Source organism: Reyranella sp. (assembly GCF_965279465.1).
GTDB lineage: Bacteria > Pseudomonadota > Alphaproteobacteria > Reyranellales > Reyranellaceae > Reyranella.
This window is the reverse complement of the sequence record NZ_OZ257242.1, coordinates 2,969,765-2,983,468: the sequence shown is the minus strand read 5'-3', so window position 1 is coordinate 2,983,468 and position 13,704 is coordinate 2,969,765. Positions and strand designations below refer to the sequence as shown.

15 protein-coding genes are annotated in these 13,704 nt (G+C 66.3%); 3 read left to right on the top strand and 12 right to left on the bottom strand.

Features of this window, described 5'->3' with window-relative positions; all coding sequences use genetic code 11:
- The 4 genes from glk to ACQY8M_RS14540 all read right to left on the bottom strand — a co-directional run bounded on the left by glk (window position 1) and on the right by ACQY8M_RS14540 (window position 3,625).
- Window positions 1–981 (bottom strand): glucokinase, encoded by a 981-nt coding sequence (gene glk, locus ACQY8M_RS14555; protein WP_428673270.1) that lies wholly within the window; start codon window positions 979–981, stop codon window positions 1–3.
- A 7-nt stretch (window positions 982–988) separates the two neighbouring features.
- Complete coding sequence (locus ACQY8M_RS14550) at window positions 989–2,062, bottom strand: NAD(P)-dependent alcohol dehydrogenase (protein ID WP_428673267.1); 1,074 nt, start codon at window positions 2,060–2,062, stop codon at window positions 989–991.
- A gap of 97 nt (window positions 2,063–2,159) precedes the next feature.
- On the bottom strand, window positions 2,160–2,774 hold the full coding sequence (locus tag ACQY8M_RS14545; protein ID WP_428673265.1) for a hypothetical protein: 615 nt from the start codon (window positions 2,772–2,774) through the stop codon (window positions 2,160–2,162).
- A gap of 17 nt (window positions 2,775–2,791) precedes the next feature.
- Complete coding sequence (locus tag ACQY8M_RS14540) at window positions 2,792–3,625, bottom strand: universal stress protein (RefSeq protein ID WP_428673263.1); 834 nt, start codon at window positions 3,623–3,625, stop codon at window positions 2,792–2,794.
- Window positions 3,626–3,889: 264 nt separating this feature from the next.
- Between ACQY8M_RS14540 and ACQY8M_RS14535 the strand changes: the two genes are divergently transcribed.
- Complete coding sequence (locus ACQY8M_RS14535; protein WP_428673261.1) at window positions 3,890–4,384, top strand: DUF992 domain-containing protein; 495 nt, start codon at window positions 3,890–3,892, stop codon at window positions 4,382–4,384.
- A 287-nt stretch (window positions 4,385–4,671) separates the two neighbouring features.
- On the opposite strand, the gene ACQY8M_RS14530 is transcribed toward ACQY8M_RS14535, so the two are convergent.
- From ACQY8M_RS14530 to ACQY8M_RS14505, 6 genes are all read right to left on the bottom strand, one after another.
- Window positions 4,672–5,526 carry a universal stress protein gene (locus ACQY8M_RS14530; protein ID WP_428673258.1) on the bottom strand — a complete coding sequence of 285 codons (855 nt, stop codon included), beginning with the start codon at window positions 5,524–5,526 and terminating at the stop codon, window positions 4,672–4,674.
- Between the two features lie 36 nt (window positions 5,527–5,562).
- Window positions 5,563–6,225, bottom strand: coding sequence for a CBS domain-containing protein (locus ACQY8M_RS14525; RefSeq protein WP_428673254.1), 663 nt, complete (start codon window positions 6,223–6,225; stop codon window positions 5,563–5,565).
- 24 nt (window positions 6,226–6,249) lie between these two features.
- Entirely contained in the window at window positions 6,250–6,933 is a 684-nt protein-coding gene (locus ACQY8M_RS14520; RefSeq protein ID WP_428673251.1) for a helix-turn-helix domain-containing protein, read from the bottom strand.
- 85 nt (window positions 6,934–7,018) lie between these two features.
- Window positions 7,019–9,487, bottom strand: a complete 2,469-nt coding sequence (locus ACQY8M_RS14515; protein WP_428673248.1) for a cation-translocating P-type ATPase — start codon at window positions 9,485–9,487, stop codon at window positions 7,019–7,021.
- Window positions 9,488–9,607: 120 nt separating this feature from the next.
- On the bottom strand, window positions 9,608–9,865 hold the full coding sequence (locus ACQY8M_RS14510; protein ID WP_428673245.1) for a hypothetical protein: 258 nt from the start codon (window positions 9,863–9,865) through the stop codon (window positions 9,608–9,610).
- A 3-nt stretch (window positions 9,866–9,868) separates the two neighbouring features.
- Entirely contained in the window at window positions 9,869–10,168 is a 300-nt protein-coding gene (locus ACQY8M_RS14505) for a hypothetical protein (RefSeq protein ID WP_428673243.1), read from the bottom strand.
- A 120-nt stretch (window positions 10,169–10,288) separates the two neighbouring features.
- On the opposite strand from ACQY8M_RS14505, the gene ACQY8M_RS14500 reads away from it, so the two are divergent.
- Both ACQY8M_RS14500 and ACQY8M_RS14495 read left to right on the top strand, forming a co-directional pair.
- The gene (locus tag ACQY8M_RS14500; RefSeq protein WP_428673240.1) at window positions 10,289–10,654 is read left to right on the top strand and encodes a hypothetical protein; all 366 of its coding nucleotides are present in this window, start codon (window positions 10,289–10,291) and stop codon (window positions 10,652–10,654) included.
- 19 nt (window positions 10,655–10,673) lie between these two features.
- Complete coding sequence (locus ACQY8M_RS14495; RefSeq protein WP_428673238.1) at window positions 10,674–11,603, top strand: 1-phosphofructokinase family hexose kinase; 930 nt, start codon at window positions 10,674–10,676, stop codon at window positions 11,601–11,603.
- A gap of 93 nt (window positions 11,604–11,696) precedes the next feature.
- Here ACQY8M_RS14495 and ACQY8M_RS14490 read toward each other — a convergent pair whose 3' ends face one another.
- On the bottom strand, window positions 11,697–12,629 hold the full coding sequence (locus tag ACQY8M_RS14490) for a polysaccharide deacetylase family protein (RefSeq protein WP_428673235.1): 933 nt from the start codon (window positions 12,627–12,629) through the stop codon (window positions 11,697–11,699).
- Complete coding sequence (locus tag ACQY8M_RS14485; protein WP_428673232.1) at window positions 12,626–13,546, bottom strand: polysaccharide deacetylase family protein; 921 nt, start codon at window positions 13,544–13,546, stop codon at window positions 12,626–12,628. The genes ACQY8M_RS14490 and ACQY8M_RS14485 overlap by 4 nt, the downstream gene beginning before the upstream one ends.
- Window positions 13,547–13,704: the final 158 nt, after the last annotated feature.

The window sequence follows — 13,704 nt, the reverse complement described above, 5'->3', positions numbered from 1 at the left end:
CTAGCGGCTCGCGCGTGGTCGCGGCTGCTCGTTCGCCAGCCTTGCCAGATTCATCAAGCCAGCAAAAGCCGGCGTGGGATGAAGGATGACGCGGGTCGGAACACGTTCGAGATACGCTCGCATGCGGCCCTTCGCCACAAACTGCTCGCGGAACGCCGAATGTGCCAGATGATCGATGAACCGCGGCACGATACCGCCGCCGATGAAGACCCCGCCTCTCGCTCCAAAGGTCAAGGCGACATCGCCGGCGACCGCCCCGAGGAAGGCGCAGAAGGCGTCGACGGCCGCACGGCAGAGGGGTGAGCTGCCGTCGAATGCCCCTGCGGTCACATCGCTCGGCGTCCGACGCGGGGACTCGCAGCCTTCGAGCTCGGCGATCGCCTGATGCAGGTTGACCAGCCCCCCGCCGGAAAGGACGCGTTCGATCGAGACGCGACCGTACCGCTGGCGAAGGATTGCGACGACGCGATCGTAGTAGCTGCCCATGCTGGCAAGCGAAGCGTGCCCGCCTTCACTCGTCACGACGCTGCGTCCTGCCGGACCGACGATGACGCACGCCATGCCGAGGCCCGTACCGGGTGCGATGATGGCCATCGGCGCGCCCGGGATGGCGCTGCCGCCGGCACCGATCTGGCGGCTTTGCGCCGCGGTGAGGTCGGGCAGGCCTCCAGCCGTCGCCTCGAGGTCGTTGACGATCCGGACCCAGGGAAGCGACAGCGCCCGGCCAATCTCTTCTTCGTCGAGGACCCACGCCGCATTCGTGAGCTTGCATCGACCTCCTTCGACCGGCCCGGCAGCGGCCAGCAATGCGCCGGCGATCGGCTCGTCGCCATGGTCGATCGCCAGGAAATCGCGCATGGCATCGATCGCGTTGGCGCGCGAGCCGACCTCGGTCGACCACGTGCCGCCGGTCAGATGCCCGTTCGCCAGCGTGAAGCGGGCGTACGTGCCGCCGATGTCGGCCAGGAGGACGCGGCTCATCGGGCGGCTACACGCTGATGGCGACCTTTAGGACGCCGTCGCGCTGGTTGGCAAACAGGTCGTAGGCTTCCTCGATGCGATCGAGCGTGAAGCGATGGGTCACCAGCGGCTTGAGATCGATGCGGCCGGAAGCGATCACCGACATCAGCCGGCGCATGCGTTCCTTGCCGCCGGGGCAGAGCGACGTGACGATCTTGTTGTCGCCGAGGCCCGCCGCGAAGGCATCCAGCGGAATGTGCAGGTCGGTCGAATAGACGCCGAGGCTCGACAGCGTGCCGCCCGGCCTCAGCACCCGCAGCGCCCCTTCGAAAGTGGCCTGCGTGCCGAGCGCCTCGATCGCCACATCGACGCCGCGGCCATCCGTCAGCCTCAGGATCGCCTGCACGGGATCCTCGTGCTTGAAGTCGACCACGTGATCGACACCGAGGGCGCGCGCCATCGCCAGCCGGGCAGGAACGGTATCGACCGCAATGACCGTTGTGGCTCCCATGAGTCGGGCACCCGCGGCCGCGCAAAGACCGATCGGACCCTGGGCGAAGACGGCGACCGTGTCGCCGATCCTCACGCCGCCGCTTTCCGCGCCCGAGAAGCCGGTGGACATGATGTCGGGACACATCAGCACCTGCTCGTCGGCGAGCCCGTCCGGCACCGGCGCGAGGTTGGTCATGGCATCCGGAACCAGCACAAACTCCGCCTGGCAGCCGTCGATGGTGTTGCCGAAGCGCCAGCCGCCGAGCGGCCTGAAGCCGTGGCGCGTGCCGGCGCCGTCCTGGGAATGCTGGCCGCACAGGCAGGCATTGCTGTATCCGCTGGGCGTGATGGCGCCCGCGATCACCCGCTGCCCTTCCTGGAATCCGGCAACCGCGGAGCCCAGCTTCTCGATCACCCCGACCGGCTCGTGACCGATGGTAAGCCCCTTGCTGACGGGATACTCGCCGCGGAGAATATGGACGTCGGTTCCGCAGATCGTGGTCGTCGTCACGCGCAGCAGCGCATCGAGGGGACCTACGTCCGGGACGGGTTTCGATTCCAGCACGATCCGGCCGGGCTCGACGAACACGGCGGCTTTCATCTTCGGCATCGCAAACTCCTGCATAATTTCGGGAAGCTTAGAGGGCGCCGCCTTCGTCACCCTTGACCTGGGTCAAGAGAAGACTTCGCAGGAAATCGGCTTTCCTCTACCGGGAGACCTGATGCAGGCCGGCCGAAGCGCAGCGGCGAACCGCGGCGATGGCAGTGGCTCCCGCTTGCAGATCGAGAACCAGCTCGGCATCGACCCGGGGCTGGCCCTCTTCTTCCTCGAGAAGATCGAACCGCAGCTTCATTGACTTCCCGTACTGCATCGCGTCGAGCAAAGCGTCGGAAACCGACGCTGCGGAGATCGACGGTGCCAAATCCTCATGCGAATCGGCCACGACGGCGTAGGAGTCGGTAAAGAGCAGCTCTGCCGGAAAGACACGGCCATCCACTATGATCTCGACGCCTGGATCCTCTTTCAGCTGCTCCGGATCGGCACCAGCTGGCAATAGAGGGCCGAGCGTGGAAGGGTGGATCTCGAGATCGAGGTACCTCCGCTTGCCACTCTCGTTACAGACGAGCACGACGGCGTCGACATTGAGATTGCTGTCGACGGGATCGGCCACGGCATAGCTCGGAGGGTCGACACCCGGCTCCGTCACCCAATCCCTCGTCGGTGCGTCCTGAACACCGGCCGACGCCGTGGCGAGCGTCATGCACGCGAGCATCGTGACCAAAGTCCCAATGGCCGCGAGAAGTCTTCTGGAGGTTTGCATGACGCTTTCCCGCGCTATCAGTGCGCCATCAGGACGGGAACCGTCATGCTGGAAAGCATCGTCCAGCTGACGCCGCCCAGCACCATCTCGCGCAGCCGCGAATGGCCATAGAGGCCCATCACGATCAGGTCGACGTCGTGGTCCGCGGCGCGCGACAAGATGATATTGCCGACGTCGGCATCCGGTGCCACGTCGCGCTGCACGATGACCTTGACGCCGTGGCGCGCGAGCCAGGTCGCGACGTCGGCGCCCGGCTCTTCGCCGTGCCCTTCGGGCGAGACCTTGGGTTCGACCACGAGCACGATCACCTTCTGCGCGGCCTTCAGAAAGGGCAGCGCATCGGCAGCCGCCCGTGCGCTTTCGCGGCTGGCGTTCCAGCACAGCATCACCACGTGGCCGAGAGGCTTATCGGCACCGACAAACGGCACGACGAGCACCGGCCGGCCGCTCGCGAGTGCGATCGATTCGGGAACACCTCCCGGCTGGGTCGCGTCATCGACCTGCGACTGGCCGACAACGAGGAGATCGGCGTAACGCCCGCAAACCGTCATCACATCGTCGACGGGGCCATCCATCGGGCGCCATTCGGTCGAGAGGTGCTTGCCTTTGAGCGCTCGATCGAACACGGCGCGGGATGCAGCCTTGGCTGCAGTGGCAGCTTCTTCATAGGCTTCGAAGAGCGGTGCCATGCTGAAACCGTCGTCCATGAAGAGGGGAGTCGCGAACGGCGGCGTCGCGTGCACGCCGACAAGGCTGGCGTCGAAACGGCTTGCGAGCTGCGTCGCCACTTCAAGACGAAGGGGAGCCGCAGTTCCGGCGTCGCAGTGGACGAGGATTGTCTTGAAGCTCATTGGATTCTCCGGGGCGATCACTTGCACGCCCTCTTATCGCAGGGTCGCCCAGGCCCGGATTTGACTTGGCTCAACTGCGGCTCGAGTAATTGCCATGGGCGAATGTCGGCATCGGAGCCGAATTCGCAGGGAGAAGCGAGGGCCATCAAGATCGCGACTCCTCGCCGTCCGCCCTTTGATCTGCATCAAGGCCCGCTTCCGATGCGGCTGCGCATTGTCCTTAATTGCAACCGCCGGTCCGCTACCGGGATTTAGGAGACCACTATGCGCGCATCAACCTTGGCAGCGACTATTGCCGCCATGCTTCTCGCGGGCGGGACCGCACACGCTCAGACCGCCGCGACACCCGCTCCCCCCTCAGGCGGGGTCAACGCCGGCTCCCTCAGCTGCAACGTCGCTGGCGGCGTCGGTTTCGTCTTTGGCTCGTCGAAGGCATTGGACTGCATCTTCGCCCGTCCCGCCGGCGGTGCGGATCACTACTCCGGCACTGTGAAGAAGTTCGGGGTCGATATCGGATTCACCAAGCAAGCCCATATCGTGTGGCTCGTCTTCGCGCCGGGTGCGATAACGCCGGGTGCGCTGGCCGGGGAATATGTCGGAGGCACCGCGGGCGCCGCGGTCGGCGTGGGCATTGGCGCCAACGCCTTGATTGGCGGCAGCAGCAAGCAGATCACTCTGCAGCCGGTGAGTGTCGAGGGCAGTGTTGGCCTCAATGTGGCGGCCGGTCTGGTCGACATCGAGCTCAAGAGCGTGAAGTAGACGTCACATACAACGTCAGCGCGGCCGGCGGAGCGACAGCACCGCAGGCCGCGCCAGAGGTGGTAACCGGACTCCACGGATGGCGGCAGGCTGTACGAAGGGTGCCGGCGGACATTAGCGCTCCCGCCACAAGCAAGATCGCCGTGCCCGGAAAGACGAAGCTGACGATCATCAGGGACTCGCCGAACGCCACGCCGAACGCGCCCAACGCCACTTACAGCGGACGACCGGCAGCAATTGAATGACCGATTGAACACTGGTCTTCATGATGTCCTCCGGTCGGTCTTTCAGTGCGACAGGAAGAGCGCGGTCGGTGGCTTGCTCAGCATGCCCCTGGTGGCACCGCCAAGAACGAACTCGCGCAGGCGCGAATGCCCGTACGCGCCCATGACGAGCAGCCCGGCGTCGTGGGCATCCACCTGGGCCTGAAGCACGTCACCGATCGAACGCCCATCGGCGTTCACCTCGTCGACAACGCAATCGACACCGTGAAAGCCCAGGTGGTGCGCTAGTTCCGCGCCCGCGTGGTGCGCCTCGATCGGCTTCTCACCGATCACCGTGAGGATTCGCACATGCTTTGCCGTTTGCAGGATCGGCATTGCATCGGCGATCGCCCGCGCCGCAGCGCGGCTCTTGTCCCAGGCAACGATCACCGTATCGAACGCAGCCGGTGCGATGGCGTCAGCCGGCACGACGATCGCCGGATGACCCGATTGGAAAAGGATCGTCTCTACATCCCATTGCGCGTCGAATTGCGAGACATGTTCGCCCTGCGGCATCGGAACGATGGTCAAGTCGCGAAGACGCGAACAACCGGCCAGCGCGTCAGGCACCTCGAATGGGCGGCACGTCCTGAGAATACGTTCGCCGAATACCCGGTGTCTTTTTGCCGCCTCCTCGAATGCCTCGAGCAGCCGCTCTGCGTCGTGCTCGCTCTTCCTGTATTCCTCACCGACCATGGCGGAGACGTCGAGGAGAGCATTGCCGAGAATGCTCCGCGGCACACGCGGCTTGACCGCGCACGCGATCGCCGAGACGCGCGGTGCGAGCGCCGCGGCGATCTCGACAGCCGAACTCACCGCGCCAACCGATATGCCGGCGGGGTAGGCTCTGAGCACAACAAGTATGTTCCGGAACGACATGAACACCCCCGCTGATCGACTGCAATGCGTCGTGGCCTACAGCCCCACGCGCGTCGCCGGCGGCGGCACGATGTGCATATGGACCTCGACTGCCTGGACGCCCGGCACGTTGCCCGCCGCCACGCGGTAGGCGTCGCGCACCAGGTCGGAGGGCGCGATGCCCCAGAGGTGTGCGACGCCGCCGTTCACGACAACGTCGAGCTGTCGCGCGAGCGACCAGTTGCGCCCCTGGCAGGCTGCCGAGATTTCGCGCCGGAGCTGCTCGTCGCGGGTCGGCTTCGAACTCTTGCGGTCCTGTCCGGAGTCGAGCGAGATCAGCGCGCGCAGGAGGTCGATGCGGCTGACGATGCCGACGACCGCGTCCTCGCGCAGGATCGGCAGGCGCTTGATGTGCCGCTCCGTCATCAGCTTAGCCAGCGCGGCAACCGGCGTGTCTTCGCCGGCGGTGATGACGTCACGGGTCATGATCTCGACCACCTTGCGCGATCGGGCACCGAGGAGACCGCCCGTCGGACCGTCACCATCGGCCGTATTGGCGAGCAGGTCGGCCTCGCTCAGGATACCGATCATGCGGCCGGTGCCGTCCACGACCGGCATGGCGCTGACGTGGCAATTGACCAGCAACTGTGCGGCTTCGAGCACCGTTGCATCGGCTGCCAGCGACATCACTCCATCCGACATCACATCCCTGGCGCGCATGGGATCCTCCTTCGAAGTGCGGAATCAGGCGTCGAGGAGCTGCAGCGCGGCCCTGTCGGCCAGGATGACGGTACGGCCGGCCTCCGCCAGCCGGATCAGGCCGTCGCGCACCATCTGGGTCAGCGTGCGGGACACCGTCTCGATAGTGAGGCCGAGATGATCGGCGATGTCGGTGCGTTGCATCGGCAGCACGACCTTGTCGGCGCCCGGGCGGCGGCTCGCCATATCGAGCAGGAAGCTCGCGATCTTCTCGAGCGCGGTCTTGCGCCCAAGCAGCACCATGTGGTCATGGGCGCGGTCGAGACTGGTCAGCATCGAGGCCATGAGCAGCTCGCCGAATTCCGGGTCGTCATGAACGAGGCTTGCGAAGCGGCTGCGGCGGTAGGCGATCACCACCACGTCGTCGACCGCCTCCGCGGTGAAGCGGTGGCGGTCGCCGCTTTCCAAGCCGAAAACATCCCCCGCGAGATGGAAAGCGTCGATCTGACGGCGGCCATCGGCCAGCAGCTTGCCGGTGCGCACCGTGCCCGAGACCACCTTGTAGAAGAACGTACCCGCATCGCCCTCGGCGAACACCTCCTCACCGCGGGCGAAGCGCTGCCGTGCTGCGTGCTGGACCTCGTCGGCCCCGCGCGGCATGGCAGCGGCGGCGCGCATGGCGAGGGCTGCGGGGATACGTGAACCTGAGGTGGCGGTGAAGGTTTGCATCGTTGTCTCCCATCGAGGCTTGCGCGATGAGGTTGAATACCGCCGTGCCGGCCAATGCAAAATTCAGGTCTTCTCCTAAGGGATTCTACCTAGATGAAGAAAGGCGGCGCAGCAGCATCAACACGAGCCCCAGCGCGCCGATCGCCACGGCGACAACGGCCAGGTCGTCGATATGGAGCGGCCCGAAGCCGAACAGCGTCCGCACCGGGGGCCATGTCACCGACAGGGCCAACAGCACGCCGGTTAGCGCATGGATGCCGAGCAGCACGGGATTGCCGCCGACCAGGAAATCGAACGGGTTCCCGCGGAAGGAACGGTTGGCCAGGATCAGGACGAGATTGGCCAGAACAAGCGTGAAGAACGAGAGCGAGCGTACATCTTCCACCGGCAGGCCGCGCTGCACGGCGAGCACATAGACGCCGGCGACCGTCAGCAGGGCGAGCGCGCCCTGAAGCAGGCTGCGCATCAGCATCGTCGACGAGAACAGCCGCGCGACAGGCGAACGCGGTGGCCGGCGCATCAGGTCGGGCTCGTCGTGCTCCGCCTCGAACGCGATCGAGCAGGCCGGATCGATGATCATCTCGAGGAAGGCGATATGGACGGGGTAAAGCACCAGCGGCCAGCCGGTCAGCAACGGCAGCAGTGCAATTCCCGCGATTGGTACGTGGACCGCAAGGATGTAGCCCATGGCCTTGCGCAGATTGTCATAGATGCGGCGGCCGAGCCGGATGGTGCGGACGATCGAGCCGAAGTCGTCGTCGAGCAGGACGATCGACGCGGCCTCGCGCGCGACGTCGGTTCCGCGACCTCCCATGGCGATGCCGATATCGGCGGCTTTCAGGCTCGGTGCGTCGTTGACGCCATCACCGGTCATGGCGACAACCTCGCCGCTGGCCTGCAGCGCCTTCACAATTCGGAGCTTCTGCTCGGGCAGGATGCGCGCGAAGACACCGACCTCTCCTGCCCGGACCGCCAGGTCGGCGTCCGACACACGCGCAAGCTCCGGGCCAGCGAGCACGGCATCGTGCCCAAGCCCTGCCGATCGCGCGACCGCCTGCGCCGTGGCCGGGTAGTCGCCTGTGATCATGACCACGCGAATGCCGGCCTCGCGACATTCGGCGATCGCCTTCGGCACCTCGGCACGCAACGGGTCGGCCAAGCCGATCACCCCCGCCCATTCGAGCCGGAAGCCGCGCGGCGTGTCTGGCAAGGCGGCAACGGCGTGCTCCCCGCCGGCGACCGCCAGCACACGCACGCCCCGGCGCGCCATGCCTTCGACTGCTTCGCGCAAACGCGCTGCTGCCGGCCGGTCAAGTTGGCAAAGCTCGATGATGGCCTCAGGTGCGCCCTTCGTCGCGACGACGGCGTTCTCTCCACCGGGCGCATGCCAGACCTGGGTCACGGCCAGAAGATCGGGTGCGAGGCCGTAGCTCCTGACCAGAACCCGCGCCTCGGCCGGACGCGCCGCTGCCGCCGAAATCGCCCGGTCCATCGGATCGAATCCTTCAGGATTGCTGGCCAGCGCACCCAGGACCAATAGCCGCTCCGCATCGATGGCTTGCTCGGGCAGGAGCTCGACGACCGACATGCGGTTTTCCGTAAGCGTGCCCGTCTTGTCGGTGCACAGGACGGTCGCCGCTCCCAGCGATTCGATGGCCGCGGCGCGCCGGGTCAGCACACGCGCCTGCGAGATGCGCCAAGCGCCCATGGTCATGAAGACCGCGAGCACGAGGGGGAACTCCTCGGGCAGCATCGACATGCCGAGCGCAATCCCGGCGAGGCCGGCATCGAGCCACGAGCCGCGGAGCGTGCCATAGAGCACGGCCGCGACCACGCTGGCTGTCAGGCCTCCGAGTGCGAATACGCGCACCAGCCGTTTCGTCTCGCCGGCGAGACGCGGTATTGCGGGGTCGATGGAGGCGAGAGACTTGCCGATACGGCCGATTTCCGCGCGGGAGCCCGTGGCGTGGACCTCGGCAATGCCGCTCCCCCGCACGACCAGCGAGCCCGAATAGATCGTCGGCAGGTTGTCTCCGCCCGGCGCCGCGGGCTTCTCGTCCTCCGATGCGCGCGGCCGCTTGGCGACCGCGACCGATTCGCCGGTCAGCAATGATTCGTCGACCAGCAGCTCGCTGGCGTCCAGCAGGATGGCGTCAGCCGGCACGCGGTCACCCTCGCCGATGACGACCAGATCTCCGCGGACGACCTCGCGGCCCGGAATGCGCCGGCGGATGCCGTCGCGAATCACCAGCGCGCGCGGGCTGGTCATGGCGCGCAGGGCGTCAAGCACGCGCTCACTGCGCATCTCCTGCACGATCGATATCGTGACCGAGAGCGACGCGAACACCAGAAGCACCACGCCGCCGAGCAGGTCGCCGATGGCAATGTAGATGGCGCCGCCGGCGAGCAGCAGAGCGAACATGGGTTCACGCAGGATCTGGAACGCAATGGCCCACAGAGAGCGCGTGCTTGCGGCCGGCAGCTCGTTCGGTCCCTCGGCCGTCAACCGATGGCGAGCTTCAGCCTCGGCGAGGCCATTGCGAGGCGGAGGCATCAACTCGTGCATTCTTCATGATCCCACGGCGCACCGGTCAAGTGCCTTGATCCAGGGCAATCTGCAAGACGGCCGCGCGGCTGAGGCTCGAGACCGCCTGCGACGAGGCGGAGAACGATGTCAGCGCTGTTTGGACTGGATGATCAGCAGCGTGATCAGGCTCGCCACGAAATAGACGCACCCGACAATGAGCAGCGCAGGGACATCGCCGAGCGAATGGCTGAGTGCACGATAGGCGGCAACGGTGAAGAACCCCAGGCTCGTCACCAGCAATGCTGCGGCGACGAGGAGCCCCGCCACGGTGATCGCGGCACGCCGGGCGGCAGCCATCGCCGACCCAACCCCGATCGCGACGACGGATTGCAGGATCGCAAGCATGGCTCAGCGTCGACGGAACGAGGCAAGCAGGAACCCCGCGGCTGCGGCCAGGGCGAGGGCAACGAGCGGTTGCTTACGAACCGACTCCTCGACTGTGGAACGGATATTGGCCGGCTCGGCAATCAACGGTTCGAGCTTGGCGAGCAACTTCCGGGCCTCGCTGTGGGCGAACTGGACGGCCGCTGCACCGTCGCCCTTGGCCATCTGTTCCAAGGAGGCCGCGAGGCAACGCAGCAGTTCCGTAGCCGTCATGTCCTCGGCACCAAGGTGACCAGAAGTGTCCTTGCGATCGCTGTCGGTCATAAAGCGTCTCCCTGCGAAAGGCATCTGTGCCCGCGACCGCTCCTGCGCTCCTTGATCTAGGTCATGGGGTGCCGTTCGCGGTGCGTCCAAGGTTCCGGTGCACAATCAGCAGAGGTGCTCGTGGCATTGAAAAGAATTCGACTGGAACTGGCCCGCGCGCCCGAAGCCCGCGGGGGCAATCCATATTGCGGCTACGAATTCACGGCGCCGCTCGACAGCGCGGGCAAGCTCGACCTCGAGCAGTGGGCGCGCAACAAGGACAAGTGCCTGGTGCGGCGCTTCTGGAACAGCACGACGGACGAACGCGGCAGGCTGGTCCATCAACACGGGGGTCACTGGGCCTTTGCCTGGCCAGGCGAAGACCGCGAAGAGCCGATCTTTCGCTACGACAAGCATGCCTTCGTGACAGGGGAATATGTCTCGGTGACGGAGCACGACGGGATCGAGCGGCCGTTTTGCATCGTCGATATCAAGCCGGCGGACTGACGAGCGCGAAGGGCCGAAGATGACGAGTTCACGGATCGTGACGCTCACCGTCAATCCCGCCCTCGATCTCGCAGCAGAGGCTGCGAGCGTGCGCCCGGTGCACAAGATCCGCACGTTCGGCGAGCACTACGACGCCGGCGGAGGTGGGATCAATGTCGCCCGCGTGGTTCACGCGCTGGGCGGCGACACCCTCGCGCTGTTCGCGGCGGGCGGCGCGACCGGACGGATGATCGAGGAAATGCTTTCCGAGGCCGGCGTTCCCTGGCAGTGCGTTCCGGTCGCAGGCACGACCCGCATTTCACTGACAGTCCGCGAGCAAGAGAGCGGGCTCGAATATCGCTTCGTGCCGCAGGGTCCTGCCTTCAATGTCGCCGACGGCGACCGTATCCTTGCCACGCTGGCCGGCCTGGAAGCCAAATGGGTTGTGGCGAGCGGCAGCCTGCCGCCGGGACTGGCGACCGACTTCTACGCACGAGCCGCTCACATTGCGTCGGCACGGGGCGCGCGGTTTGCCCTGGACACATCCGGTGCCGCCCTCAAGGCGTCGCTTGGTCAGGGCATCGATTTGCTGAAGCTCAGCCTGGGCGAGCTCGAATCCATCGCTGGCCAAGAGGTCCGCGCTCCAGAGGTCCAGGCCCAGCAGGCTCAAGGTATGGTCCGCGCCGGAAGAGCCCGGATGATTGCGCTGACCCTCGGGCGTGATGGCGCTCTGCTCGCGACGGCCGATCGTGTCATGCGCGCTCCCGCCATTCCCGTCACCGAGCACAGCACTGTGGGTGCCGGCGACAGCTTTCTTGCGGGGCTTATCCTGGGCCTCGTTCAGGGCCTGTCCGACCGTGACTCCCTTCGTCTGGCGCTCGCTGCGGCGGCGGCTGCCGTAGCGAGCGAGGGAACGGCCCGAATATCCCGCTCGAAGGTCGATGCCCTGGTGGTCCAATGCCCAGCCTGACCGGCGAGGATAGGTCGTCCACCTGACTTTCAGACGAGAACGCTGCGGCTAGGACGATGGAGTCCGTTCCGCTCCGGAAGTTCAGCGAGCGTCTCAATCGCTCGCACGCCAGGCGTCGACGATCTCCGCCCCCGTCGCGGACCAAACGCCCGCGTGCCCGAGAATCCGGTCGAGCATCGCGCCCAGGGCACGAATGCGATGCGGCTGCCCCATCAGCCAAGGCGTGATCGTCAGTGTCAGGATCCGACCACTGCCCGTTTGCGCGGCCTCGGCGTACAGGGTCTTGAAGGCGCGCAGGACCTGTTCGACGAATTCGCCGGTATCCATGTGCTGCTGGAACAGCAGGTGCAGATCGGACAGATCCCAGGTCAACGGCATTGCCGTCAGCCCTCCGCTCGCCGCGGTCACCGGATAGGGCATGTCGTCGTTGATCCAGTCGGTGACATAATCGAGCCCGGCCTCCGCCACGAGGTCGAGCGTGCGCATCGATTCGGAATGGGCCGGCGAATGCCAGCCGCGGATCTTCGACTTGAAGGCGCCGCGCAGGGTGCCGACAGCCTCCTTCACCAGCGCCCGCTCGTCGGCCTCCGCCAATCCGCCGTGATGCAGGCGGCCCATGTCGACCCCGGCGGCCGCGACCTCCCACTGGCTGGCGGCAATCTCGGCCGTGAGCGCGGGATAGCGCGTGGCGACCGCCGAATTGAGCAGCGCCGTCGCACGCAAGCCGCGTGCATCGAGGGTGCGCATCAGGCGATAGATGCCGACCCGGTTGCCATAGTCGCGTTGCGTATAATCCCAGTAGCTCGGATAGGGCCGGTCGACCCCGCCCGGCGCCACGAAAGGTTGGCGCGGCATGTCCATCGGGAAGTGCGCGACATGGACCGCGACCCACAGGGCCACCCGCGCCTTGCCAGGCCATACGACCGGCTTGGCTTGCGGCAGGTTGCGGTGGAGGAACCGATCGTGGTCGAGACCGCGCCGGCGCCACGGATAGTCGAGGTAGTTGGGGATGCCCGCGCCGCTCATCGCCGGCCTCCCGGCGTTCCGGCCGCCAGCCATTGCGAGAAGACGTCGTAATAGTGCTCGGTGTACCAGGCGGCGATCTCGCGTCCGGTCGCCAGCCACACGCCGTCATGCGCCACGATGTGGGCTAGGGCCTCGTCGAGCGCAGCGATGCGCTGCGGCTGGCCCGTGAGAAACGGATGAAGTGGCAGGCACATCACTGTGCCGCTCTCGGCACCCTCGGCATAGAGCTGGTCGAACTGCGCCTTGACGATGGCCGTGTAGCGCTCGACCGGCGTGTTGCGATTCTGGTACAGCGGCACGTCGTTGACCTCGAGCGAATAGGGCACGGAGATCAGGCGGCCGTTGCGCACCTTGACCGGCATCGGCTGGTCGTCGTGCACCATGTCGAGCGTGTACTTGATGCCCTCCTCCGCCAGCACGTGCTGAGTCGTCTCGTCGTTGGTGATGGCCGGCGTCAGCCAGCCGTCGAGCGACTGGCCGCTGTATTTCAGGATGGTCTCGCGGCTGTCGGCGATCACCGCGCGCTGCTGATCTTCCGACAGGTCGTAGAAGTAGCGCGTGTTGTAGGTGCCGTGGCTGAACAGCTCCCAGCCCAGCTCGCAGCAGCGCTCGATGATCTCCGGATAATGGTCGCAGACCGCGACGTTGAGCGAGACGCTGCCGCGCACGCCGTGCCTGGCCATGACGTCTGCCATGCGCCAGAAGCCCACGCGGTTGCCGTAGTCGCGATGGGCATAGTTGAGCACGTCCGGCACCGGGCGGGGCCACGGCACCTTGCGGGGATTGTTCGGCGGCTCGAGCTCGTAATGCTCGATGTTCGGCGCCAGCCACACGGCGATGCGAGCACCGCCCGGCCAGACGATGCGCGGGCGCCCGCTGTAAGGTGCGTAGTCGTAGTGTCCAGGCTCAGCCAGCATCGCGTCCCCCTCGGGCATCATCGCCCGTGCCGGCCTTCGCCGGTCCATCGAGCGAGCAGGATTCGTTCCACCTTTCGGTGGGACACTCCAGGCGTTTCGTTGCGCGTTTCCGAATGGATGTAGGTCTCTGCTCCTGGGACGGTGACACACCGGGGGCG